This is a genomic window from Citrobacter sp. TBCS-14 (assembly GCF_005280805.1).
Lineage (GTDB): Bacteria > Pseudomonadota > Gammaproteobacteria > Enterobacterales > Enterobacteriaceae > Citrobacter > Citrobacter gillenii.
The window spans coordinates 175133-199590 of the sequence record NZ_SZWM01001345.1 but is presented as its reverse complement, the minus strand read 5'-3'; the positions used below and the strand labels follow the sequence as shown (position 1 = coordinate 199590).

General features: G+C 53.9%; 19 protein-coding genes. 9 read left to right on the top strand and 10 right to left on the bottom strand.

Going from position 1 to position 24458, the window contains the following annotated elements; genetic code table 11:
• Positions 1–18 precede the first annotated feature (18 nt).
• A complete protein-coding gene (locus FDX22_RS28705) occupies positions 19–1512 on the top strand; it encodes a pitrilysin family protein (RefSeq protein ID WP_115257218.1) in 1494 nt (497 codons plus the stop codon).
• A 99-nt stretch (positions 1513–1611) separates the two neighbouring features.
• Here FDX22_RS28705 and FDX22_RS28700 read toward each other — a convergent pair whose 3' ends face one another.
• Positions 1612–2541, bottom strand: a complete 930-nt coding sequence (locus tag FDX22_RS28700; protein WP_096759172.1) for a sugar kinase — start codon at positions 2539–2541, stop codon at positions 1612–1614.
• A gap of 231 nt (positions 2542–2772) precedes the next feature.
• Between FDX22_RS28700 and pdeH the strand changes: the two genes are divergently transcribed.
• On the top strand, positions 2773–3540 hold the full coding sequence (gene pdeH, locus FDX22_RS28695; protein ID WP_146718141.1) for a cyclic-guanylate-specific phosphodiesterase: 768 nt from the start codon (positions 2773–2775) through the stop codon (positions 3538–3540).
• Positions 3541–3618: 78 nt separating this feature from the next.
• A complete protein-coding gene (locus FDX22_RS28690; protein WP_135911249.1) occupies positions 3619–5679 on the top strand; it encodes an AsmA family protein in 2061 nt (686 codons plus the stop codon).
• An 84-nt stretch (positions 5680–5763) separates the two neighbouring features.
• Here the strand turns inward: FDX22_RS28690 and FDX22_RS28685 are convergent, their stop codons facing one another.
• From FDX22_RS28685 to FDX22_RS28675, 3 genes are all read right to left on the bottom strand, one after another.
• On the bottom strand, positions 5764–7086 hold the full coding sequence (locus FDX22_RS28685) for an MFS transporter (RefSeq protein WP_146718140.1): 1323 nt from the start codon (positions 7084–7086) through the stop codon (positions 5764–5766).
• Positions 7087–7419: 333 nt separating this feature from the next.
• Positions 7420–8448 carry an inner membrane protein YhjD gene (gene yhjD, locus FDX22_RS28680; RefSeq protein WP_115257221.1) on the bottom strand — a complete coding sequence of 343 codons (1029 nt, stop codon included), beginning with the start codon at positions 8446–8448 and terminating at the stop codon, positions 7420–7422.
• 47 nt (positions 8449–8495) lie between these two features.
• Positions 8496–9395 carry a LysR family transcriptional regulator gene (locus tag FDX22_RS28675; RefSeq protein ID WP_096759177.1) on the bottom strand — a complete coding sequence of 300 codons (900 nt, stop codon included), beginning with the start codon at positions 9393–9395 and terminating at the stop codon, positions 8496–8498.
• A 119-nt stretch (positions 9396–9514) separates the two neighbouring features.
• Here FDX22_RS28675 and FDX22_RS28670 point away from each other — a divergent pair, with 119 nt between their 5' ends.
• Both FDX22_RS28670 and FDX22_RS28665 read left to right on the top strand, forming a co-directional pair.
• Positions 9515–10273: an SDR family NAD(P)-dependent oxidoreductase gene (locus tag FDX22_RS28670; protein ID WP_146718139.1), complete on the top strand. Its 759-nt coding sequence runs from the start codon at positions 9515–9517 to the stop codon at positions 10271–10273.
• A gap of 366 nt (positions 10274–10639) precedes the next feature.
• The gene (locus FDX22_RS28665) at positions 10640–11242 is read left to right on the top strand and encodes a response regulator transcription factor (protein WP_096759179.1); all 603 of its coding nucleotides are present in this window, start codon (positions 10640–10642) and stop codon (positions 11240–11242) included.
• 18 nt (positions 11243–11260) lie between these two features.
• Here FDX22_RS28665 and FDX22_RS28660 read toward each other — a convergent pair whose 3' ends face one another.
• Positions 11261–11611, bottom strand: a complete 351-nt coding sequence (locus FDX22_RS28660) for a lysozyme (protein WP_117342504.1) — start codon at positions 11609–11611, stop codon at positions 11261–11263.
• 86 nt (positions 11612–11697) lie between these two features.
• Positions 11698–12237, bottom strand: a complete 540-nt coding sequence (locus FDX22_RS28655; protein WP_146718138.1) for a GNAT family N-acetyltransferase — start codon at positions 12235–12237, stop codon at positions 11698–11700.
• Between the two features lie 177 nt (positions 12238–12414).
• Here FDX22_RS28655 and FDX22_RS28650 point away from each other — a divergent pair, with 177 nt between their 5' ends.
• The gene (locus FDX22_RS28650) at positions 12415–14004 is read left to right on the top strand and encodes an STY4199 family HEPN domain-containing protein (RefSeq protein ID WP_146718137.1); all 1590 of its coding nucleotides are present in this window, start codon (positions 12415–12417) and stop codon (positions 14002–14004) included.
• Positions 14005–14034: 30 nt separating this feature from the next.
• On the opposite strand, the gene FDX22_RS28645 is transcribed toward FDX22_RS28650, so the two are convergent.
• On the bottom strand, positions 14035–15684 hold the full coding sequence (locus tag FDX22_RS28645) for an alpha,alpha-trehalase (RefSeq protein ID WP_146718136.1): 1650 nt from the start codon (positions 15682–15684) through the stop codon (positions 14035–14037).
• A gap of 430 nt (positions 15685–16114) precedes the next feature.
• Between FDX22_RS28645 and FDX22_RS28640 the strand changes: the two genes are divergently transcribed.
• Positions 16115–17509 carry a cytochrome-c peroxidase gene (locus FDX22_RS28640; protein ID WP_115257228.1) on the top strand — a complete coding sequence of 465 codons (1395 nt, stop codon included), beginning with the start codon at positions 16115–16117 and terminating at the stop codon, positions 17507–17509.
• Positions 17510–17609: 100 nt separating this feature from the next.
• Here the strand turns inward: FDX22_RS28640 and gorA are convergent, their stop codons facing one another.
• Positions 17610–18962, bottom strand: coding sequence for a glutathione-disulfide reductase (gene gorA, locus FDX22_RS28635; protein WP_146718135.1), 1353 nt, complete (start codon positions 18960–18962; stop codon positions 17610–17612).
• Positions 18963–19066: 104 nt separating this feature from the next.
• The gene (locus FDX22_RS28630; RefSeq protein WP_096759184.1) at positions 19067–19909 is read right to left on the bottom strand and encodes a 23S rRNA (adenine(2030)-N(6))-methyltransferase RlmJ; all 843 of its coding nucleotides are present in this window, start codon (positions 19907–19909) and stop codon (positions 19067–19069) included.
• 214 nt (positions 19910–20123) lie between these two features.
• On the opposite strand from FDX22_RS28630, the gene prlC reads away from it, so the two are divergent.
• Together prlC and rsmJ are read left to right on the top strand one after the other, a co-directional pair.
• Positions 20124–22166 (top strand): oligopeptidase A, encoded by a 2043-nt coding sequence (prlC, locus tag FDX22_RS28625; RefSeq protein WP_146718134.1) that lies wholly within the window; start codon positions 20124–20126, stop codon positions 22164–22166.
• Between the two features lie 8 nt (positions 22167–22174).
• Positions 22175–22924, top strand: a complete 750-nt coding sequence (gene rsmJ / locus FDX22_RS28620) for a 16S rRNA (guanine(1516)-N(2))-methyltransferase RsmJ (RefSeq protein WP_137362475.1) — start codon at positions 22175–22177, stop codon at positions 22922–22924.
• Positions 22925–23035: 111 nt separating this feature from the next.
• On the opposite strand, the gene FDX22_RS28615 is transcribed toward rsmJ, so the two are convergent.
• On the bottom strand, positions 23036–24235 hold the full coding sequence (locus FDX22_RS28615) for an NAD(P)/FAD-dependent oxidoreductase (protein ID WP_146718133.1): 1200 nt from the start codon (positions 24233–24235) through the stop codon (positions 23036–23038).
• Between the last annotated feature and the right edge of the window lie 223 nt (positions 24236–24458).

Genomic DNA, 24458 nt, shown 5'->3' with positions numbered 1-24458 from the left:
TGTTGATCAGGGGTTCACATGCAGGGCACAAAAATTCGACTTTTAGCGGGCAGCTTGCTGATGATGGCCTCTGCCGGCTATGTGCAGGCAGATGCGCTCCAGCCTGACCCGGCGTGGCAACAGGGTACGCTGGCAAACGGTTTACAGTGGCAAGTATTAGCCACCCCCCAGCGCCCCAGCGACCGTATCGAGGTTCGCCTGCTGGTTAATACCGGTTCACTCACCGAAAATACACAACAGAGTGGTTTCAGCCATGCGATCCCGCGTATCGCGCTGACGCAAAGCGGTGGCCTTGATGCCACGCAAGCCCGTTCACTGTGGCAGCAGGGGTTCGATCCCAAGCGTCCCATGCCGCCTGTTATCGTTTCCTATGATTCCACACTGTATAACCTCAGCTTGCCCAACAGCCGTAACGACCTGCTGAAAGAGTCGCTCTCTTATCTGGCGACTATCTCCGGCAAACTGACCATCACGCCAGAAACCATCAACCATGCGCTGAGTAGCGAAGATATGGTGACAACCTGGCCGGTGGACACCAAAGAAGGCTGGTGGCGCTACCGACTGAAAGGATCAACGCTGCTGGGACACGATCCTGCCGATCCGCTGAAAACCCCGGTCGATGCTGAGAAAATCCAGTCGTTCTACCAGAAATGGTATACCCCGGATGCCATGACGCTGATTATCGTCGGCAACGTTGACGCACGTAACGTGGCAGAGCAAATCAACAAAACCTTCGGCGAATTAAAAGGTAAACGTGAGACTCCGGCACCGGTGCCGACACTTTCTCCGCTACGCGCTGAAGCGGTGAGCATTATGACCGATGCGGTACGCCAGGATCGCCTCTCCATCATGTGGGATACGCCGTGGCAACCGATTCGTGAATCTGCCGCGCTGTTGCGCTACTGGCGTGCTGATTTAGCCCGTGAAGCGCTGTTCTGGCACATTCAGCAGACGCTTACTAAAAACAATGCGAAAGATATCGGCCTCGGCTTTGACTGTCGGGTGTTGTTCCTGCGTGCGCAGTGCGCCATTAACGTTGAGTCACCGAATGATAAGCTGAATGCGAATCTGGGTACGGTGGCGCGTGAGTTGGCGAAAGTGCGTGATAAGGGGCTGCCGGAAGATGAATTTAACGCGCTGGTGGCACAAAAAAATCTGGAACTGCAGAAGCTGTTTGCCACCTATGGCCGAACCGATACCGATATCTTAATCAGCCAGCGCCTGCGCTCGCTGCAAAATCAGGTGGTGGATATTGCGCCGGAACAATACCAGCGTTTACGCCAGAACTTCCTCAATGGCCTGACCGTAGAAATGTTGAATCAGGACCTGCGCCAGCAACTGTCGCAAGAAATGGCACTCATTCTGCTGCAGCCGAAGGGTGAGCCGGAATTCAATATGAAGGATCTGCAGGCGACGTGGGATGCCATCATGGCGCCGGTGGCCGCTGCGGCAGCGTCGGTTGAAACCGATGAGTCGCATCCTGAAGTGACGGATATTCCGCCAGTACAGTAGAGGGTATCGTAACCTGTAGGCCGGGCAAGCGAAGCGCCCCCGGCGTACCCAATGCCGGATGCGGCGTTAACGCCTTATCCGGCCTACAAGAACAATAAGTTACTGCGGCATTGCGTCGCGGGGAATAATCGCCCCGCGATGCTGAATCACCGTGCTGGCCGTCAGATGACCGCGTTTGGCGGCTTCTGCGGCATCACCACCGGTTAAGCGTACGGCCAGATACCCGGCGCTGAACGAGTCGCCTGCGGCAGTGGTATCAATCACTTTCTCTTTCGGCAGTTTTACCGCCGGTACATCAATGAGCTCTTCGCCATTGATAGACACCAGGCACGAGTCTGCGCCGCGTTTCACCACTACCTCTTGCACACCGGCCGCGTGGGTGCGGGCAATGACCTCAGCAACGGGTTTTTCACCCCACAGCGCGTCTTCATCATCCAGCGTCAGGAACGCGATATTGGTGCACTCCAGCATCTGCTGATACACCTGCTGCGTCTCTTCTTTACTGCTCCACAAGCGCGGGCGGTAGTTGTTGTCAAAAATGACTTTTCCGCCGTTGGCGCGGCATTCGCGCAGCAGTGACAGCAGTTTCTCGCGGCTGGTCGGGCTTAAGATCGCCAGGCTTATACCGCTCAGGTACAGGTAGTCGAACGTCGCCAGCTCTTCGCAAATGGCGGCGGATTGTTCACTCTCCAGCCAGAATTTTGCCGCGGCTTCATTACGCCAGTAATAGAAGGTACGTTCGCCGGTGCTGTCTGTCTCAATGTAATAGAGACCCGGAAGGCGATTGTCCATGCGTTGCGTTAATGAGGTATCGACGTTTTCGCCATGCCAGGATTCCAGCATCTGTTGGCTGAAACTGTCCGTGCCCAGCGCCGTGACATAGTGTACAGAAAGGGCCGCAGAATCGACCTGACGGGCGATATAAACGGATGTATTCAACGTGTCGCCACCGAAACCGCGCTGAACGTCTGCGCCTTTCTGTGACAGTTCAATCATGCATTCGCCAATCACGGCAATCTTGCTGGACATAGTCGTAACCTGCTCTGAAAAAAATTAACGGTAGTGTGCGCTGTGGGTGTTAAGTGGTCAACTATATTAAAACATCGTTCCATTAATTTTTTGAGCCAACGCGTATTCTGCGCAATTTTTTTGCTGCCTGGTTTTTATTTTGCGATGTGCTGAACGTAAAGTTCTGCGCCCGAGCGCCGATAACCTTTGACGAGTCCGGTCAGTCACACTCTTATTTACAGGACATCTCAGATGATAAAGCAGGTTACCCAGCAGCTAATTACGCCTGATGCGAGTATCGAGAGCTTGCTGGAGAGACGCTATTGGCTGCAGTGCGAGCGTGCTTACACCTACCAGCCGATTTACCAGACCAATGGGCGGCTGATGGCCGTTGAACTGCTGACAGTAGTGAGCCATCCTGACAATCCTGCCCAGCGTCTTGCGCCGGACCGCTATTTTGCCGAAATAACCGTACGTCATCGTATTGACGTGGTGAAAGAGCAGCTTCTGCAACTCCAACTGAAAAGCGACTTTTTCAGAGCCCACGACCTGCTGGCGTCGGTGAACGTCGATGGCCCGACGCTGCTGGCGATGCGCCAGGATCCCGACATACTGAAAATCATTGAATGCCTGCCGTGGCTGCGCTTTGAACTGGTGGAGCATATTCGTTTACCGAAGGGAGCGTCATTTGCCTCAATGTGCGAGTTTGGCCCGCTTTGGCTGGATGACTTTGGCACCGGGATGGCGAATTTCTCCGCTCTGAGCGAAGTCAGCTATGACTACATTAAGGTAGCGCGGGATCTGTTTATTATGCTGCGCCAGACGCCGGAAGGCCGCAACCTGTTCACACTGCTGCTGCAGTTGATGAACCGTTATTGCCGCGGTGTGATTGTTGAAGGTGTGGAAACACTGGAAGAGTGGCGCGACGTGCAAAACTCACCGGCGTTTGCTGCGCAGGGCTATTTTCTCTCGCGTCCGGTTCCCCTGAATACCCTTGAAGAGGTGATATTGTCGCTGTGATGTTGGCGTCATCGGCCTCCTTTTAACCCTGCTGGACTATCTTTAGAACAGGCAAGGAAGAAAGTGAGGAGGTAAAAGATGACGAAAGCAGGCAAAATAACCACAGCAGTATCAGGGGTTTTCTTGTTGTTGATCGTCGTACTCATCATCGTGATTGCGACATTTGACTGGAACCGGCTCAAACCGACCATCAACCAGAAAGTCTCTACTGAACTCAACCGACCGTTCGCGATACGCGGTGATTTGGGCGTCGTCTGGGAACGCCAGAAGCAGGAAACCGGCTGGCGAAGCTGGGTTCCGTGGCCGCACATTCATGCGGAGGATATTATCCTCGGCAACCCGCCGGATATCCCTGACATCACCATGGTGCATCTCCCGCGCGTTGAAGCCACGCTCGCGCCGCTGGCGTTGCTGACCAAAACGGTCTGGCTACCGTGGATTAAGCTGGTGAAACCGGACGCGCGGCTTATTCGCCTGTCGGAGAAAAACAACAACTGGACCTTTACCCTCGCGGGGAGTGAAAACCCCGATCCCAACACCCCGCCTTCAGCCTGGTCATTTCGACTCGATAATATTTTGTTCGATCAAGGACGTATCGCCATCAACGATAAGATCACCCAATCGGAGATTGAAATCGTCGTTGATCCGCTGGGCAAACCGTTGCCCTTTAGCGAAGTGACGGGAACGAAAAGCACAGAAAAGCGTGCCAACGTTGGCGATTACGTTTTCGGCCTGAAGGCACAGGGGCGGTATCGCGGTGAACCGCTAACCGGCAGTGGAAAAATCGGTGGAATGCTGGCGTTACGCGGCGAAGGCACACCGTTCCCGGTGCAGGCCGATTTCCGTTCAGCTAATACGCGGGTGGCCTTTGTCGGTGCGGTAAATGACCCGATGAATATGGGCGGCGTCGATCTTCAGTTGAAATTCTCCGGTGATTCGCTCGGGGATTTGTACGATTTGACCGGCGTTCTGCTGCCGGATACTCCCCCCTTTGAAACAGACGGGCGGCTGGTGGCCAAAATAGGCAGCGAGAAATCTGCCGTATTTAGTTATCGCGACTTTAATGGCCGCATCGGCGACAGCGATATTCACGGCACGCTGGCTTACACCACCGGCCAGCCGCGCCCGAAACTGGAAGGCGACGTTGAGTCGCGCCAGCTGCGGCTGGCGGATTTAGGGCCGCTGATTGGCGTGGATTCCGGTAAAGGTGCACAACGCGCCAAACAATCTGAACAGCGTAAAGGCGAGAAGAGCGTTCAGCCCGCGGATAAAGTCTTGCCGTACGACCGTTTCGAAACCGATAAATGGAACGTGATGGATGCCGATGTGCGCTTCAAGGGACGGCGTATTGAGCACGGCAGCAGCCTGCCGGTAAGCGATCTCTCCGCCCATATCATCCTGAACAATGCCGACCTGCAACTGCAGCCGCTGAAATTTGGTCTGGCAGGAGGCAGCATCGTCTCTCGCATTCATCTGGAAGGGGATAAAAAGCCGATGCAGGGCCGGGCGACTATTCAGGCGCGTCGTCTGAAGCTGAAAGAGCTGATGCCGGATGTGGAACTGATGCAGAAAACGCTCGGTGAAATGAATGGTGATGCCGAATTTCGCGGGAGCGGGAATTCGGTGGCTGCGCTGCTCGGAAACAGTAATGGCAACCTGAAGTTGTTGATGAACGACGGGTTGATCAGTCGAAACCTGATGGAAATAGTGGGGCTGAATTTGGGCAACTATATCGTCGGACAGATATTTGGTGATGACGAAGTGCGAGTGAACTGTGCGGCGGCGAATCTGGATATCGTCAATGGCGTTGCGCGCCCGCAAATTTTTGCTTTTGATACCGAAAATGCGGTTATCAATGTTACGGGAACAGCGAGTTTTGCCTCTGAACAGCTGGATTTAACCGTCGATCCGGAGAGTAAAGGCATTCGTATTATTACGCTGCGCTCACCGCTGTATGTTCGCGGGACATTCAAAAATCCGCAGGCCGGAGTGAAAGCAGGGCCGCTGATTGCGCGTGGGGCCGTCGCCGCGGCACTGGCAACGCTCGTCACGCCGGCTGCCGCCCTGCTGGCACTGATCTCACCGTCAGAAGGTGAGGCTAATCAGTGCCGGACGATTTTGTCGCAAATGAAGAAGTGATGTCTGGCCGGATGTTTACCCGGCCTGGATTTCATGCTCAACGTAGGCCGGATGAGGTGGTTACACCGCCATCCGGCAAAAGAATCACAACGACTGATGACGCGTCTCGTGGATTAACAGCAGCGCGATCAGCGTTAATGCGGCCATCGAGGCCAGATAAATCCCGACGGCCGGCAAACCATAGTTACCTTGCAACCATGCCGCGATGTAGGGGGCCACGGACGCGCCGAGAATCGATGAAACGTTATACGAGAACGACGCGCCCGTGTAGCGCACCTCGGTCGGGAACAGCTCCGGCAGCAGCGCGCCCATCGGGCCGAATGTCAGCCCCATCAGGCTCAGCCCCAGCAGCAGGAAGACAAAGACCAGCGCCGGATTGCCAGAACCCAGCAGCGGTTTAAAGGCGAACAGGGCGAACAGAATGATAAGCGTGGTGATGATGAGCATGCTCTTGCGACGACCAAACGCGTCGGCCAGCAGTCCGGCAACCGGGACCATCACGCCAAAGCCAATCACCGCCATCATCAGCATCCACAGGACTTCATTACGCGGTAAACCAAGGCCCACAGGGGCGGCGGCGGTACTGAAGGTCATTGAGTAAACGGTCATGATATAGAACAGCGTATAGGTCGCCAGCATGATAAACGTGCCGAGGATCGTGACGCGAACATGTTTTGTCAGCAGGGTTCCCAGCGGGATCTTAACCTGCTTTTTCGCTGCCGCGACTTTGGCGAACACCGGGGATTCATGCAGTGAGACGCGAACGTACAGACCGATAATCACCAGTACCGCAGAGGCTATAAACGGTACACGCCAGCCCCAGCTCATAAACTGCTCATCGGTCAGCAGCCAGGAGAGCAGCAGAAACGTGCCGTTGGCAAAGAAGAAGCCGATCGGTGCGCCCAACTGCGGGAAGGACCCATAGAGCGCCCGTTTGCGCGGTGGGGCATTTTCTGTGGCCAGCAATGCAGCACCGCCCCATTCACCGCCAAGACCCAATCCCTGACCAAAACGCGCCAGTGCCAGCAGGATCGGGGCGAAAATCCCAATCGACGCATAACCCGGCAACAAGCCGATAATCACCGTCGAGATCCCCATGGTCAGCAGCGAAGCAACCAGCGTGACCTTACGCCCGACGCGGTCGCCGAAATGTCCGAACACCGCCGAGCCGATCGGCCGCGCCACAAAGGCGATAGCAAAGGTGGCGAGAGACTGCAGCGTGGCCGCCGCCGGGTCGCCCTGCGGGAAGAAGATATGGGGGAAAACGATCACCGCGGCGGTCGCGTAAATATAGAAGTCGAAGAACTCAATGGCGGTACCGATGAGTGAGGCGACGACGACTTTATTGCGCGAATTGACCGGGGCGTGTTCCTGTTCGTTGTCGAGCGTTGTGGCGGTTGCTTGCATAATATTTTCTTATTTTTTGTCGAACGAACGGTCATATTACGCACAGCAAAAGAGACATTTCAATCTGTAACAAACGTTGCGCTTGGTCAAAAATCGGGCAAAAAGGGGATAATGTTTAGGCCGAAGATTTCGCTTCTATGAAATGCTTCACATAATTTAAAACTTGGATGATAAAACTGGTTTTTGGTTAAATAAAAGTTACGGGTTGGATTTATTCACTGAATCAGTGAGAGCGGGCGGCATTATAATTGCCGGATGGCGCTACGCTTATCCGGCCTACAAAACTCACCAGTAGGGCAGATAAGCGTAGCGCCATCCGGCAGTTAACGAAGATTAGCGGTGTGTTTTCCCCGGCATACGCGGGTCGTCTTTGTATTCCGCGGTGGCTATCCAGGCGGCGCAGAACAGGGTCAAACGGGCGAAGAAGTAGAAGAAAGCCATTAGACCTAATACCGAGCCAAACGCCGCGCCTGACGGGGATTGCACCAGCGACGGCAGCGTGTAAGTCATAATAATTTTGATTGCTTCAAAGCCAAAGGCCGCAATAAAGGTACCGCGAATGAGCGCCTTCTTACGTGGGCGATGACGCGGGAGTCGCCAGAAAATCCAGAAGAACAACAGATAGTTGGCGAAAATAGAGATCGCCAGGCCGATCAGTCGCCAGGCGGGTTTCAGCCAGTCAATACCATCGAGGTACAGGGCCGAGATTATCATCTGCTGGGCGGAACCGGCGATGGAGGTAATTGACAGGGTGACAATCAGCGCAATCAGTAATCCAATCAGCGAGACAAAATCGCGCAGATATTTGACCCAGATTTTCTCCTGATCCTGCGGCGTGCGTTCCCAGACATCACGCGACTGGGCGCGAATGGCCTCGCGCAGGTTTCCCATCCAGTTAACCCCGGAGTAAAGGGCGATACCCAGCCCGACCAGCCCGACGGTGGTACGTTGCTGAACGGCGGTATTGATGGTGTTTTTCAGCGTGGATGCCAGCGTCGGATCGCTGACGTTGGCCAGGATTTTACTGAAGATATCCTGCAATAACGTGGGGTGCGACGCGAGAATAAAACCGGCGGCAGCGAACGATACCATCAGGATAGGGATCATCGACAGGAACGAGAAATAGGTGATTGCTGCACCAAACTGGTTTCCCATCCGGTCATTAAAACGTTCTGCGGCGCGGATAAGGTGGGCGATCATGGGCTGGCGTTGAACGCGTTCCGCCAGAGTCAGGGCTGTTTTCAGCGCCTGATGGGTCTTATTGTTGGTTTCTGTCTGGTCACGCTCTGGTGTGTCAATTTTGGCGATCGGCGCGTGCTCAAGTTCCTGAATGGGGCGTTTTACGTCTTTTTCCTGCGTCATCAGGGCGGTAGTCCTTATTCTGTGCATTCACAGGACAGTATAGCGCGTCAGTCCACATAGTCTTTCATCACGCCGGTCAGCCATTCCATAAACAGGTGGACCCGGCGGGAGAGATTACGGCGATGTGGATACAGCAGAGAAACCGGCATCGGTTCGGCGCGATACTGCGGTAAGACTTCAACCAGCGTACCGGCGCGCAATGCCTCACGTACACCCACGCGTGGGACCTGAATGATGCCCAACCCGGCAAGACAGGCCGCATGATAGGTTTCGGTACTGTTCACCGTCAGCATGCCGCCGGTTTTTATCCAGCGGGGCCCGTTGTCGGTCGCTATTTCAAAGCCCTGAGAACGGGTACCCAGATTTACCGCGTAATGCACCACCGCATGCGAGGCCAAATCGTCCAGACTTTCGGGATAACCAAAACGGGCCAGATACTGTGGGCTGGCGCAGTTAATCTGCGTCAATTTCCCCAGCGGGCGGGCAATCAGCCCTGAATCTTTCAGCGCACCCACGCGCACCACGCAGTCGAAACCCTCACGGATTAAATCCACCAGACGGTCGCTGCTGCTGAGTTCTAGCTCAAGTCCCGGATACTGATGCAAAAAGGCAGGCAGGCGGGGCATCACCAGATTTCTGGCCACGCCAACCGGCATATCGACCCGCAGTTTACCGCTGATGCTGGTGGGATCGTGATGAAAAAGTCCGTCCAGCTCATCCAGATTGCTCAACAGATCTTTCGCACGTTCGTAATAGATCATCCCGTCCTGGGTCAGTTGAACGCGGCGGGTGGTGCGATGCAGCAACTGGGTACCCAGATGATTTTCCAGCGCTTGGATTTGTCGCGATACGCTTCCCTTAGGCAGTCCGAGGGTGTCGGCCGCACGCGAAAAACTCTCCAGTTCTGCGACGCGGAGGAACAACTGCATTGCGTGAATTTTATCCATCTCTCTGCCCTATTGTTGTTCCCAAGGAAACAGTAATGCGCAATTCGACATATTTATTGTTTTTCTAACACCTAATAAGCTTTATCTCAATCTTCACAACGCCTGAAATGAGGTTTCTTATGACGCAACGTATTGTATTGGTGACCGGCGGCGGTCGTGGACTGGGGAAAAACGCGGCGCTTAAGCTGGCGAGTAAAGGTATGGGCATCATTCTGACGTGGAACAGCAATGAAAAAGAAGCTCAACAGGTGGTGGATGATATTCGCCAACTTGGCGGCAAAGCAGCAGCATTGCCGCTGAATGTCGGCGATATCTCAACGTTTCCGCGCTTTGTTGAACAAATGCAGGAGACGCTGCAAACCCAGTGGCAATGTACGAGGTTTGATTATTTATTGAACAACGCCGGAATCGGCATAACTGCGCCGTATTCTGCCTTCACCGAAGTGCAGTTTGACCAGCTTTTGAACATCCAGTTTAAAGGGCCTTTTTTCCTGACGCAGAGCCTGTTGCCGCTGATAAACCAAGGGGGCAGGATCCTCAATGTGTCGACCGGGCTGTCGCGTTTTGCTCTGCCAGGCTACAGCGCCTATGCCGCCATGAAAGGCGCGATGGAAGTGCTGACCCGCTATCAGGCAAAAGAGTTGGGGGAGCGCGGTATTACGGCGAACATTATTGCGCCCGGCGCGATTGAAACCGATTTTGGCGACGGGAACGTGCGGGACAATGCGCAGCTGAATGCATATATTGCCTCGCAAACCGCATTGGGACGTGTCGGGCTGCCGGATGATATTGGTGATGCCATCGCTGCGTTGCTTAGTGATGACCTGGCGTGGATGACCGCGCAGCGCATTGAGGTCTCTGGCGGGATGTTCCTGTAAACCCGTCCCGTGCTTATTCGGTCACCGACTCTGATTAAATAAGCACTTCATGCTACATTATTTTTTGTAACATATTTCCCTGATATGCCATGTTCCTTATTTTTGGTGAAAAACATAGACTCTGATTAATTAATATTACTTGGCGAGAGGTATGCGCTAATAATAAGGAATTACTTAATTCAGAGTCTTTTTATGACCTCTTTATGTAATCCTTTTGTTTGAGCTGTAACTATTCATAACTTCTGCTTCTCTCTTCTTCTTTCATCGGTAGAATGGCCCCTGCCAAATGGTGAGTTCTTATTTTACCCCGTGGGTAATACCCTTCCGCGTGTTAAGGCCAATATCTTATTCAGACGGAGAGAAATAATGCAGGTAATAATGTTTGACAGGCAGTCAATATTTATTCATGGAATGAATGTCAGTTTACAAGAAAATCTTCCAGGAGTGGATGTTCAGGGTGTCAGTCAGGCAGATGACCTTTGGCAAAAGCTGGAAGACAATCCCAATGCGTTGGTTATGCTTGATGGCGATCTTGGCAGTGAGTTTTGCCGTGAACTGCTCCAACAACTCGCGCAACGCTATGCGACAGTAAAAGTACTGATCACCGCCACAGATTGCCGTAAAAAATGGCTGCAGGAGGTGACACAGTTAAACGTGCTGGCCATTGTGCCGCGCGACGCTGACGCAGAAACATTCGCGCTGGCGCTCAATAGCGTGGCAATGGGCATGATGTTTTATCCCAGAGATTGCTTAACGCCAACCGCGTGCGGTAGCCAAAATATAAAAGCACTAAGTTCGCGTCAGCGCGAGATCTTGACCATGCTGGCTGCAGGGGAGTCCAATAAACAAATTGGTCGCCTGTTAAATATCAGCACCGGGACGGTAAAAGCGCATCTGGAGTCGCTGTATCAGCGTCTGGAGGTAAAAAACCGTACCCAGGCGGCGATGATGTTAAACGAAGTACATTAATCAACGCTTATTTCACAGTCAGATCGTCTCTGGCTGTGAAATATGAGCAGGCCACATTTCTGATGCGCAAAACCGGGTTATCCCCACGCTAAACATCCAGGCAATTAATGCTTCCAGCTGAAACAGATCGTTCAGTTGCGGCAGTTTCGCCTGGATTAATTCCTCGCAGGCGTAGAGATCCATGAGCAGCAGCGTTTCTGCCTGTGCTACTGAAATTTGGCTCGTGAAGGTTTCACCTACGGTGATTTCATGCCCGTAGCCAATGACCCAGACCCCGCGTTCATCCTGATATTTTTCCAGCGACAATCCCTGTCCTTGTTTAATAAAGGCGATACAGGCGGGCGTAAAATGTGATGAATGGCGGTACATACTGATTTCTCTGCAAAGAGAACCATTCTAGAGCAAACCTTCCGTTATGGTACCTGCCATACAGCCCGTTTTTTCAGTAAGACGCCTTATGACGCGCGGAGCGGATATTCGTGCTTTAACAGGCCGAAAATCCAGTCATCGTGCCAGGTTTGATGCAGCCAATAGCTTTCGCGCAGTGTACCTTCGAGAATAAATCCCGTCTTTTCCAGCAGACGTCGAGACGCATAATTGCCGGCGGTGACGCAGGCCGTCATACGGTGTAGCCCGCCGGTTGTAAACGCGAAATCACACACGGCATGCAAAGACTCCGCGCCATAGCCTTTACCTTGCGCTTCGGGCGCGAGCAGAAACCCCACTTCGGCACACTCATTATTTTCGTGAACATATCCGGTGACGCCGAGCGGCGTTCCCGAGTCGTTATCGCACATGACGAGGCATAGCCAGTGTGGGCTTCCGGGAGACCATTTAGCTAAACGCGAGTCGAATATTGCCCGTACGTCTTGTTCAGAGCGCGCATCGGAGACATAGTGCATTACGCCAGGATCCTGCTGTAATGCTAAGAAAAAATCCCAATCAGACGCCGTCAGCGGGCGGCAGGTCAGTCGTGGTGTTTTTAACACGGGCACAGGCTTATCTCCTGATAATTTTCCATGATTACGAGGTCATCACTGTAAAACACATTCATTTGTTATATGAATGTGTTTCAGTTTACACCGGCACGTTTTAATACGGCGTCGCGTTTATAAAAAGAGCAATAAAGACCATTGTGAGGCCGTACCGTTACGGCCCTTTTAGGGATGATAATGACCAATAGCGCATTACCGGCGACATGTACGCCATTTGAACACTGTTTGGGGATCATCCGCCAGGCATCGGTGGAAATCCTGTTGTTGTTAGGTGTGCATGTTGCAGAGGGAAAAGACCCGCGCTGGTTTCTGGAACAGCTCGACCAGGCTCGCCTGAATCTGGGTGGCTGGGGGGCGGTAGCCAGACGATTGCAGATGAACGATGCGCAATTAAGCCAGTTCACCCTGCGGTTACGCCATCTTCAGCAAAATGTTCCCCAGTATGAAAGTGGTCAGGATGTCAGTGAAAATCAGCTCATTTCTGCGCTGCGTTTTGTCGCGTCTCTGGAGCAACTGCGCCAGCTTCAGCCGATCCTGCACTATCAAACCGATATTGAAAGTGGAGGACAGGAGGCGCAGCTGCAAGCGCAGAGCCAACTTCGTGCTATAGAGTTAACCCTCAAAGCCCTTGTCGCAAGGGTATGGCCGGACCAGCATCCGCTCAACAGCTTCCTGAAACAGCACTTCGGTGCCGACCGACTGCGCCGCTGGCTTAAGCTGGGTGAGGGGCGTGATGCGCTGGACGGCATGTTGTTTAGCGAGCTGGCGCTGATGGTGGTCGATAAGAAACTGTTCGTGCGCCACTTTACCCAGATTTTTAATGACACTTCGGTACTCACGCTGTTTGTCGAACCGCGCTTAACGCTGCGCATGTTTCTTGATGATTGCCGGATAGCACGTAATAGCGTCATTGCTCAGCAGCCGCTGACCTCGGTACAGCTGATGTTGTTAAAGTATCAGTACCGACAAATTACCCACCCCGTGCAGCGGGCGTTTGAAGAACGTCGTGTCCGCATCAATCCCGCATCGTATCTGGAATCTGATCAGGGTCTCGTTCGCCAGTTCTGGGAAACGGCAAAGCAAAAGGCTGAACAGACCGGGGATGATAAACACGAAATTGCCGACAGCATTGACCCACCAGAAAAGCGAGCGCAGCGTACGGCTGAAGAGCGTGAGCAGCTGATTTCCAACATGCTGTGGGTCGCCGTTGGCGCGATGGTGCTGGCAATATCGCTGGGCGCATTCTGGTTATTTAGCTCGCCTGCGCCGCGGGTGACCGCCGGTCAATCGGTTGAAATCATACAAGAGGAACCGCGACGTGATGCTCCTTCCGCACGGGAAGCCGTGACCCGCATGGGCATTTCGTGGGATGCGTTTACCATGCGGGCGGCTATCGATCGCAATGATACCCGCATTACGTCATTGTTTTTACAAGGCGGGATGGACTGGAAGCTGGCGTGGACGGAGCAGGCGTTCTCTGCGGGCAATACTGCTGTACTGAAGCTGTTGTTGCGCTATCCCTCGCAGATGGATGAAACCCAGCCCTGTCAGCAGTTTATGAGTACGCTAAGTCATGCGATGTCGAACGGCGCATCGCTGACGTCGCTGCATAAAAGCTATCTGCAAAGTTTTTGTGCTAAACCGGACGTTGTCGCGCGCCAACGGTATGACGCCGAGCAAGCCGAACGACGCGCTCGCGCGGAGCCAAACGCCGAAAACAAGAAATGGCAGAAAATTCATACCGCGCTGTATGACGCCATTAACTGACGGCCTGATGAGCAACGTCCTGTCAGACCGTTACGGCTCGCCGTAGAGACCGATTAATCGGCGCACGACGCCGTTGGTCCAGCCAAAGCCATCCTGCAACGGGTACTCGCCGCCGCCGCCTTCACGTGGCGTGCCGTCGGCGATATGGTACTTCTCGATAAGCTTATGGTGCTCCTGATAAAAAAAGTTAACCGTTTTCAACCAGTTGCGGGCAATCTCATCTCCCAGGTGGTCGTCACCGTACAGCTTGAAGCCCTGAATCGCCATCCACTGCAGCGGTGCCCAGCCGTTGGGTTTATCCCACTGTTCACCGGTTTCGTATTCCGTCGCCATAATACCCCCGGGGGTTAACAGACGGCTGCGTACGGCATTAGCGAGGCGGTCGGCTTGTGCATGAGTTGCCATACCGACATACAGCGGCACGATACTGGCGGCGGAGAAGAGGGCCATCTCTTCGCGTCGCCAGTCATAATCCCGATAACAGCCGTTTTCATCATCCCATAGAAAGTGGTCCACGGCGGCGCGGCGGTTGGTGGCTTTCTGGCGAAACAGAGCCTCGGTTTCGCGATCGCCTTTCAGTGCCGAAATGTTTGCAATGGTGCTTTCCAGTTTGTACAGGAAGGCGTTGAGATCAATGGGGATGAACTGGGTGGTGCGGATGCTGGCAAGGCGGCCCGCATCGCGCAGCCAGCGTGAGGAGTAATCCCAGCCGGAAGCCGCACCGGCACGCAAATCCCGATACACCTCATTCGGCGGCCGGCCAGAATGCTTGGCCGTTTCGACGTCTTCGATCCACGATTCATCGCGCGGGGTATCACGATCGTCCCAATAACGGTTGAGCAGAGAACCATCTGGCATTCTGATGACATGACGGTACGCCTGGTTTAACGCCAGGGAATCTGCGCCATCCATCCAGAACGCGTATTCCATTTTGAGATGATCCAGATAACGCCGCGCGCCGCGCACGCCATCTTCTTCAAACAGTTCCACCATCAGTGCAAACACCGGCGGCTGAGAGCGACTCAGGTAGTAGGTCCGATTACCGTTCGGGATATGGCCATAGTTTTCAATCATCCAGGCAAAGTTATCCGCCATACATTTCAGCAGATCCCCCCGACCGCTCTCCGCCAGACCGAGCATAGTGAAGTAGGAATCCCAGTAGTAGGTTTCGCTAAAACGTCCGCCTGGCACAATATATGACTGCGGCAGCGCCAGCAGCGAAGACCAGGGAATGTGATCCTGCGGTTCGCGTGTCAGCACTGGCCACAGCTGGTCAATATGCTCTTTCAGCGAGTCCTGCGGGTTGGAAACGTACTCACTCGACGGGGTCTCGGGGAGCCAGAAATGGTTCTCAACAAAGCGCTGCAGGTCAAAGTCCCGGTGCCGTTTAACCTTGCGATAGCGGATCAAAATGTCCAGCGGGTCCATTTTGGGCGCGCAGTCGGGGAAGGTTTTGCTGTCGGCAAACAGCTTTGACGACTGAACATGTTCGAACAGTTCGAGGTAACGATCGGCGGGCGTTAACGCATCTGAGGCAGGCAGCCCTTCAATCATCTCCGGCTCAGGCTCTGCCTCAATCATTTCATCCAGCTTTAACTCGCACGGATCCATTTCATAAAGCAGATCGAGGTCGATCGTCAGTTCTTCTGAAGGGGCGTGGGGTAGTTTCTGGTTGAGCATAATGAGAAAGACCTCCGGTAAAGAGATGGTGAAAGGAAACGGCTATTGCCCGGCTGTCTGTTAAGCGTAGACATTCGCTTCGGTGTCGGGTGAGTAAAGCGTGCGGTTGATCACGTTCTTATGTTTTTTAATATTTAAAAAATAAAACTATCTTAATGATAATAATGAAGAATTATTGGTCTTGTGCGATCTGTATATTTTCCATTTTCAGAACATTCGATTGCAACGAGGTGTGAACAGAATCAGCTAACATCCGATCCCTGTAATAGGTGTAGGCTATTCTAATGATAGTTCTGGCCCATGTAATTGATTGATACTTATCAAAATAATACTCCACTTATTTTCTATGATGGTCAAGTCTGACAAAGACTGCGCATTAATTATTTCAATTTTCTGGGTCACAATAACTCACAACGGTGAGGGTAAAATAATGAAAATCATTACCCGTCTTACCGCGATTGCCATAACAGGCATCGTAATTTGTTATTTTGGATTATCCGGTTATGTGTGGTATCACGATAATCAACGTAGCAAACAGGCTGATGTTCAGGCCTCTACGCTGGAAGCCAATAATAAGGTATTAGGATTTTTACGCGAAAAGGGATGTGATTATTGTCACACGCCTTCAGCTGAATTGCCTTTCTATTCTTCCTTTCCCGTCGCTAAACAATTGATGAATTATGACATTCAATTAGGATACAAATCATTCAATCTTGAAGCTGTTCGTGCCGCGCTGGTTGCGGATAAACCCGTTTCGCAAAGTGATTTGAATAAAATTGAATGGGTGATGCAGTATGACACCATGCCACCAACGCGTTATACCGCGCTGCACTGGGCCGGTAAGGTCAGCGATGCTGAGCGAGAAGACATTCTTGGCTGGGTAGCCAAACAACGTGAGCAGTACTACGCCAGCCGTGATACCGCCACGCAGCATCGCAATGAGCCCGTACAGCCAATACCGGAAAGTATTCCGACTGATGCCCGCAAAGTGGCGCTGGGCTTTACGCTGTATCATGACCCGCGCATTTCTGGCGACAGCACGATCTCCTGTGCGCACTGCCACGCCTTAAACGCAGGCGGTGTGGATGGCAGGAAAACGTCAATCGGTGTCGGTGGCGCCGTTGGACCGATTAATGCACCGACGGTGTTTAACTCGGTCTTTAACGTGGAACAATTCTGGGACGGTCGCGCACCAACATTGCAGGCGCAGGCGGGTGGTCCACCGTTAAACCCGATTGAAATGGCGTCGAAATCCTGGGATGAAATTATCCAGAAGTTAGATAAAGACCCGGTGCTGAAGCAAGAATTTATCACCGTTTATCCTCAGGGATTCAGCGGGGACAATATTACCGATGCGATTGCTGAGTTTGAGAAGACGTTAATTACGCCAAATGCACCGTTTGATAAATGGCTGCGGGGTGATGAAAGCGCGTTAACGGCTCAGCAAAAACATGGCTATCAATTATTTAAGGAAAATAAATGTGCCACCTGCCATGGCGGTATTATTTTAGGCGGGCGTTCATTTGAACCCTTAGGCTTGAAAAAGGACTTTAATTTTGGTGAGGTCACTGCCGTAGATATTGGTCGAATGAACGTCACCAATGAATTACGAGATAAGCTGCGCCAGAAAGTCCCTGGATTACGCAACGTTGCACTGACTGCGCCTTATTTCCACCGGGGAGATGTGCCAACCCTCGACGGCGCGGTAAAACTGATGCTGCGTTATCAGGTCGGCAAAGAACTGCCGCAAAAAGATATCGACGATATCGTGGCGTTCCTTGAAAGCCTCAACGGGATCTATACGCCGTATATGCAGGATAAGTGATTAATACAATGCCGAAGGGCGACTGATGCTTTATCTGGCCTACATATTACGGTGTTTGTAGGCCGGATAAGGCATTAGCTGCCATCCGGCATTTATAGTATTAACGCATGGTGACAAATTCTTCCGACGCGGTCGGGTGAATAGCGACTGTGTTGTCGAAGTCTTTCTTGGTCGCGCCCATTTTCAGTGCCACGGCAAAGCCCTGCAGCATTTCGTCCATGCCAAAGCCGATGCCGTGAATACCGACAATCTTCTCTTCCGGACCCACGCACACCAGCTTCATACGGCACGGCTGACGGTGTGTGGTGACAGCGGTATACATCGCGGTAAACGATGATTTATACACTTTCACCTGATCATCGCCGTGCTGCTCGCGCGCCTGTTGCTCGGTTAAGCCGACGGTGCCAATTGGCGGATGGCTGAAGACCACGGTCGGGATGTTGCTGTAGTCCAGATGTTCGTCCGGCTTGTTGTTAAACAGACGTTCGGACAGGCGACGACCCGCGGCAACGGCAACCGGCGTTAATTCAACGGCACCGGTGTTATCGCCCACGGCGTAAATTCCTGGAACGCTAGTATTCTGGTATTTATCAACGATGATGTAGCCTTTTTCGTTGGTTTTCACGCCAGTAACCGCCAGGTTAAAGTTATCGGTTGCCGGTTCACGGCCAATCGCCCAGATCAGGCAATCCACGGTCTGGCTACGACCATCTTCCAGCTCCAGGGTCAGGCTGCCATCTGCATTTTTAACCACCGCTTTTGGAATCGCGTGTGTATGCAGGGTCGGGCCTTCGGCATTCATTACCTCAACCAGCGTGTCGACGATCATCGGGTCAAAGCTGCGCAGTGGCGCGTGTTTACGCACGAACAGATGTGTTTCTGCGCCCAGGCCGTTAATCACGCCAGCCAGTTCAACGGCGATGTAACCTGCACCAACTACCGCAACGCGCTTCGGCAGGGCCGGCAGTTCAAAGAAACCGTCGGAATCAATACCGTATTCCACGCCTGGAATGTTCGGGTGGCTCGGGCGGCCGCCGGTAGCAATCAAAATATGATTGGCGGTGATGGTTTCACCGTTTACTTCAATGGTCTTGGCATCAACGAAGCGGGCAAAACCTTTGATCACATCGACATTATTTTTACCCAGTACGTTGTCGTACGAGGTGTGAATGCGGTCGATATAGGCGGTACGGGTGGCAATCAGCTTGTCCCAGTCGAATTTATTGATGGTGGTATCGAAGCCGTAGTCCGGGCCGTACATATGGATCGCTTCACGAACCTGTGCGGCATGCCACATCACTTTCTTCGGTACGCAGCCAACGTTGACGCAGGTACCGCCCAGTTCTTTGGCCTCAATCAACGCGCATTTCTGACCGTACATGGCCGCGCGGTTAATGGAGGCGATACCGCCGCTGCCGCCGCCGATAGCGATGTAATCATAGTGTTTGGTCATGACCGCTCCTTCATGTTCATTGTAGGGCGGAGAAGCGTTATGCCTTCCGCCAAAATATTCGCGATTGTATACCTGAAATCAAAAGGTTCCACCGATGGCTGCGATTACTCCGGTACGATCCAGCTTACCGAGGTATGTCCGGTTCCCGCCGGAACCAGTTTGCGGTGCAGCCATGGCAGCACATTGTTCATTTGCTGTTCCAGCTTCCACGGTGGGTTAACCACAATCATGCCGGACGCCGTCATGCCGCGTTGATCGCTGTCCGGACGAACCGCCAGCTCAATTTGCAGGATACGGCGAATGCCGGTCGCTTCCAGCTCTTTGGTCATGCGTTTGATTTGCTGGCGCAGGACTACCGGATACCACAGGGCATAGGTGCCGGTCGCGAAACGCTTATAGCCTTCGTGGATACCGGCCACTACCGCCTGGTAGTCGGTTTTAATTTCGTACGGCGGATCGATGAGGATCAGCCCGCGACGGGAGACGGGTGGTAATTTCGATTTCAACTGCTGATAGCCGTCGGCTTTTGCCACGCGCGCGCGCTCATCTTTCTGGAATTCGGAGCGCAGCAGCGGAAAATCGCTCGGGTGCAGTTCGGTTAGCTGCAGGCTGTCCTGCGCGCGCAGCAGCTGGCGGGCAATCAGCGGAGAGCCTGGGTAGTAGCGCAGTTGACCGCTACGGTTGAAATGATTCACTACGCTGATGTACGGCTCGAGTTCTGCCGGCAGGTCGTCCTGCTGCCAGATGCGGGCGATGCCTTCCAGATACTCACCGGTACGTTCAGCACGTTCACTGCTCAGCTGATAACGGCCCGCACCGGCGTGGGTGTCCAGATAGAGAAACGGTTTATCTTTCTCTTTGAGCGACTCGATGATCAGGCTCTGAACCGTGTGTTTAAGGACGTCGGCGTGGTTGCCAGCGTGAAAGCTGTGGCGATAACTGAGCATGGGTAAACGTGTTCCAGGTTGTAAACGTAGGCCCGATAAGCTGCGTGCCATCGGGCGAAAATAGAGCGTATCGCCACAGTATACAGAAAAGTCGTCACTGCCGCGAAAGCGCAACGCCTGGCATTGAAATCCTCTACACTTAACCCCATTCTACAAATAATATGCACAGCGCCGGATGCGCGCTTCATTCACTCTTTTCTACAGGACTGCGCTAATGACCAATCCATTGCTGACTCCCTTCGAACTGCCGCCGTTTTCCAAAATTCAGCCGGAGCATGTTGTACCCGCCGTCACTAAGGCGCTGAACGACTGCCGCGAAAACGTCGAGCGCGTGGTTGCGCAGGGGGCGCCATACACCTGGGAAAATCTTTGCCAGCGGCTGGCGGAAGTGGACGATGTTCTGGGGCGTATCTTCTCTCCGGTCAGCCATCTGAACTCGGTGAAAAATAGCCCGGAACTGCGCGAAGCCTACGAACAAACGCTGCCGCTGCTGTCTGAGTACAGCACCTGGGTTGGGCAACATGAAGGCCTGTACCAGGCGTACCGCGATCTGCGTGAAGGTGACCATTACGCCACTCTGAATACCGCGCAGAAAAAAGCCGTCGATAACGCTCTGCGTGACTTTGAGCTTTCTGGTATCGGCCTGCCGAAAGAAAAACAGCAGCGCTACGGTGAAATCGCGACCCGCCTGTCTGAACTTGGCAACCTGTACAGCAACAACGTGCTCGACGCCACCATGGGCTGGACCAAACTGGTCACCGACGAATCTGAGCTGGCTGGCATGCCGGAAAGTGCGCTGGCGGCAGCAAAAGCCCAGGCCGAAGCCAAAGAGCAGGAAGGTTATCTGCTGACGCTGGATATCCCGAGCTATCTGCCGGTGATGACCTACTGCGACAACCAGGCATTGCGTGAAGAAATGTACCGCGCCTACTCCACCCGTGCGTCCGATCAGGGGCCCAATGCGGGCAAATGGGACAACAGCCCGGTGATGGAAGAGATCCTCGCGCTGCGCCACGAGCTGGCTCAATTGCTGGGCTTTGAAAGCTATGCCTTTAAATCTCTCGCCACTAAAATGGCCGAGAACCCGCAGCAGGTGCTCGACTTCCTGACCGATCTGGCAAAACGTGCCCGTCCGCAGGGGGAAAAAGAGCTGGCCCAGCTGCGCGCCTTCGCCAAAGCAGAGTTTGGCGTTGATGAGCTGCAGCCGTGGGATATCGCCTACTACAGCGAGAAACAGAAACAGCACCTGTACAGTATCAGCGACGAGCAGTTGCGCCCGTACTTCCCGGAAAACAAAGCCGTAAACGGTCTGTTCGAAGTGGTTAAGCGTATTTATGGCATCACTGCCAAAGAGCGTACCGATGTTGAAGTCTGGCACCCGGAAGTGCGTTTCTTTGAGCTGTATGACGAACACAACGAACTGCGCGGCAGCTTCTATCTGGATCTTTATGCGCGTGAAAACAAGCGCGGTGGGGCATGGATGGACGACTGCGTCGGGCAGATGCGTAAAACCGACGGCACGCTGCAAAAACCGGTCGCTTACCTGACCTGCAACTTTAACCGTCCGGTCAGCGGCAAGCCGGCGCTGTTTACCCACGATGAAGTGATTACCCTGTTCCACGAGTTCGGTCACGGCCTGCATCATATGCTGACCCGCATCGAAACGGCCGGAGTTTCCGGTATCAACGGTGTGCCGTGGGATGCTGTCGAACTGCCAAGCCAGTTTATGGAAAACTGGTGCTGGGAGCCGGAAGCGCTGGCGTTTATCTCCGGTCACTATGAAACCGGTGAGCCGCTGCCTAAAGAACTGCTGGATAAAATGCTGGCGGCGAAAAACTACCAGGCGGCGCTGTTCATCCTGCGTCAGCTGGAGTTCGGCCTGTTCGACTTCCGTCTGCACGCTGAGTTTAACCCGCAGCAAGGGGCGAAAATTCTCGACACCCTGGCGGAGATCAAAAAACAGGTTGCCGTGGTGCCAGGCCCAAGCTGGGGTCGTTTCCCGCATGCTTTCAGCCATATTTTTGCCGGGGGTTATGCGGCGGGATATTACAGCTACCTGTGGGCTGACGTGCTGGCGGCGGACGCCTTCTCCCGCTTTGAAGACGAAGGGATTTTCAACCGTGAAACCGGCCAGTCGTTCCTCGATAACATCCTGACCCGCGGGGGTTCCGAAGAGCCTATGGAGCTGTTCAAACGCTTCCGTGGCCGTGAGCCGCAACTGGATGCGATGCTGGACCATTACGGCATCAAGGGCTGAAAACTGGCGTGAAAATTTGTTTACTGGATGAAACGGGCGCCGGAGACGGCGCCTTATCTGTTCTGGCTGCCCGCTGGGGACTGGAACACGATGAAGACAATCTGATGGCGCTGGTGATGACACCGGCGCATCTGGAACTGCGCAAGCGCGATGAACCCAAGCTCGGCGGCATCTTCGTTGATTTTGTCGGCGGGGCGATGGCCCACCGGCGCAAATTTGGCGGCGGTCGCGGTGAAGCGGTGGCGAAAGCCGTTGGCGTGAAAGGCGATTATCTGCCGGACGTGGTGGACGCGACGGCCGGGTTGGGACGCGATGCGTTCGTGCTGGCCTCCGTGGGCTGTCGCGTACGGATGCTGGAACGTAACCCGGTGGTGGCGGCGTTGCTCGACGATGGCCTGGCGCGCGGTTATGCCGATGCGGAAATTGGCCCATGGTTGCAGGCGCGTTTGCAGTTAATTCATGCATCCAGCCTGACGGCGCTAACTGATATTACCCCGCGTCCGCAGGTGGTGTACCTCGACCCGATGTTCCCGCATAAGCAGAAGAGTGCGCTGGTGAAAAAAGAGATGCGCGTGTTTCAGTCGCTGGTGGGGCCGGATTTAGATGCTGATGGCCTGCTGGAGCCTGCGCGCCAGTTAGCCACTAAACGCGTGGTGGTCAAGCGCCCGGACTATGCCCCACCGCTGGCGGAGGTGGCAACGCAGAACGCGGTGGTGACTAAAGGGCACCGGTTTGATATTTATGCCGGAACTCCGTAGGCCGGATAACACGCGTCGCGTCGCCATCCGGCATGGTTTGCTGCCCGATGGCGCTGCGCTTATCGGGCCTACGCGCAGCCTTGCGAGTACGCTGACATCCGGCAATATCAATTACACAAACGGTGCCAGCGGGTCGGCAATCTCAAAGGCGACTGCACGGTCCGCTTTCGGTGGATAAATCAGCTCGCTGACGATTGATCGCTTCAGTTTCTTCGCCTCTGCGCGCGTCAGTTTCACCTGCTGATCCCAGCCTTCGCTGTACACCGCGCCCCACGCGCCCAGATCCAGACAGGTGACGTAGTTTTCCTGGCGATAGGGCAGTGGCATCACATCTAACAGGCTGGCAGCGGCATTGTTCCCGGCGAATTTACCCAACAGAATCGCGTGCTGGCAGGTCATTAAGGCGTGGTTGCCTTTGTCATCAGTGGCGGCCCAGGCGACATCACCCGTCGCGTAGATATCCTCGTGGCCCACAACCTGAAGATGCGCATTCACATGCAGACGGCCCTGACGATCGCGCGGGGCGTCGATCTGTGCCGTTAAGCCGTTTGCCTGCACGCCGACTGTCCAGATAACGGTTTGTGATGCAATCGTCTGCCCGTCTTTCAGCGTCACGCCGGACGCATCCACGCTTTCGACTTCTGCATTGACCCGCCATTCCACACCCAGTTCAGCGGAGGCTTCGGCGATCACATCGCGCAGCTCCTGGCTCCAGCGTGCACCCGGTTGCGGGCCGCGTTCAACTACGACAACTCTGGTCTTAGCATCAGCGCCGAGAATGTCGCGCAGGCGACCCGGTAATTCCAGCGCCATTTCGATCCCGGTAAAGCCGCCGCCGCAGACCACCACGGTATTGCGCGCCTCGCTTTCTGGTCTGTGCGCGAGATCTTTCAGATGCTGCTCCAGTACGGTTGCGCTTTCCAGCTGATCGAGGTCGAAGGCGTGCTGCGCAGCGCCGGCAACCCTATTGCGATTAACTTCACTGCCGCTGGCCAGAATCAGCCGGTCGTAGCGGAGAAGCTGTTTTTGGCCCGTTGCGTCCGTCCAGCTCACTTCTTTAGATTGTGGAAGCAACTGGGTAACCGTGCCGCGCAGGAAGTTCACACCGGTGACATCAAACAGCGGCTGCAGTGGCGCAACCAGCGTCTGGACATCATTCTCATAAAAACGCGGGCGCACGCGCAGCTCTGGCTGCGGCGCAATAACAGTAATATCAATGGGCTGCTGATGTTTATCCGCCAGTCGTGCGGCGCTTAATGCTGCCCACATACCGGCAAAACCGGCGCCCACGATCAGAATTTTTTTACGCATTGGCGTTTCTCACTGGTGACTATGAATTATTTACTCGGATTTTATTGGTCGTAGTTAAAGATTGCAATGTGATTTCCTGTAAAAGCGCTTCTTTGTCTGTCGAATTGTATTTATATATTTGATATTTAATGAATTAAATTTTATTTATGAGCAGGTGAATTCTGAGTATCTGGTATGTGCAGGCCGAAAAAGTTACAATAACTCAGATTCATTTTGGCTGAGA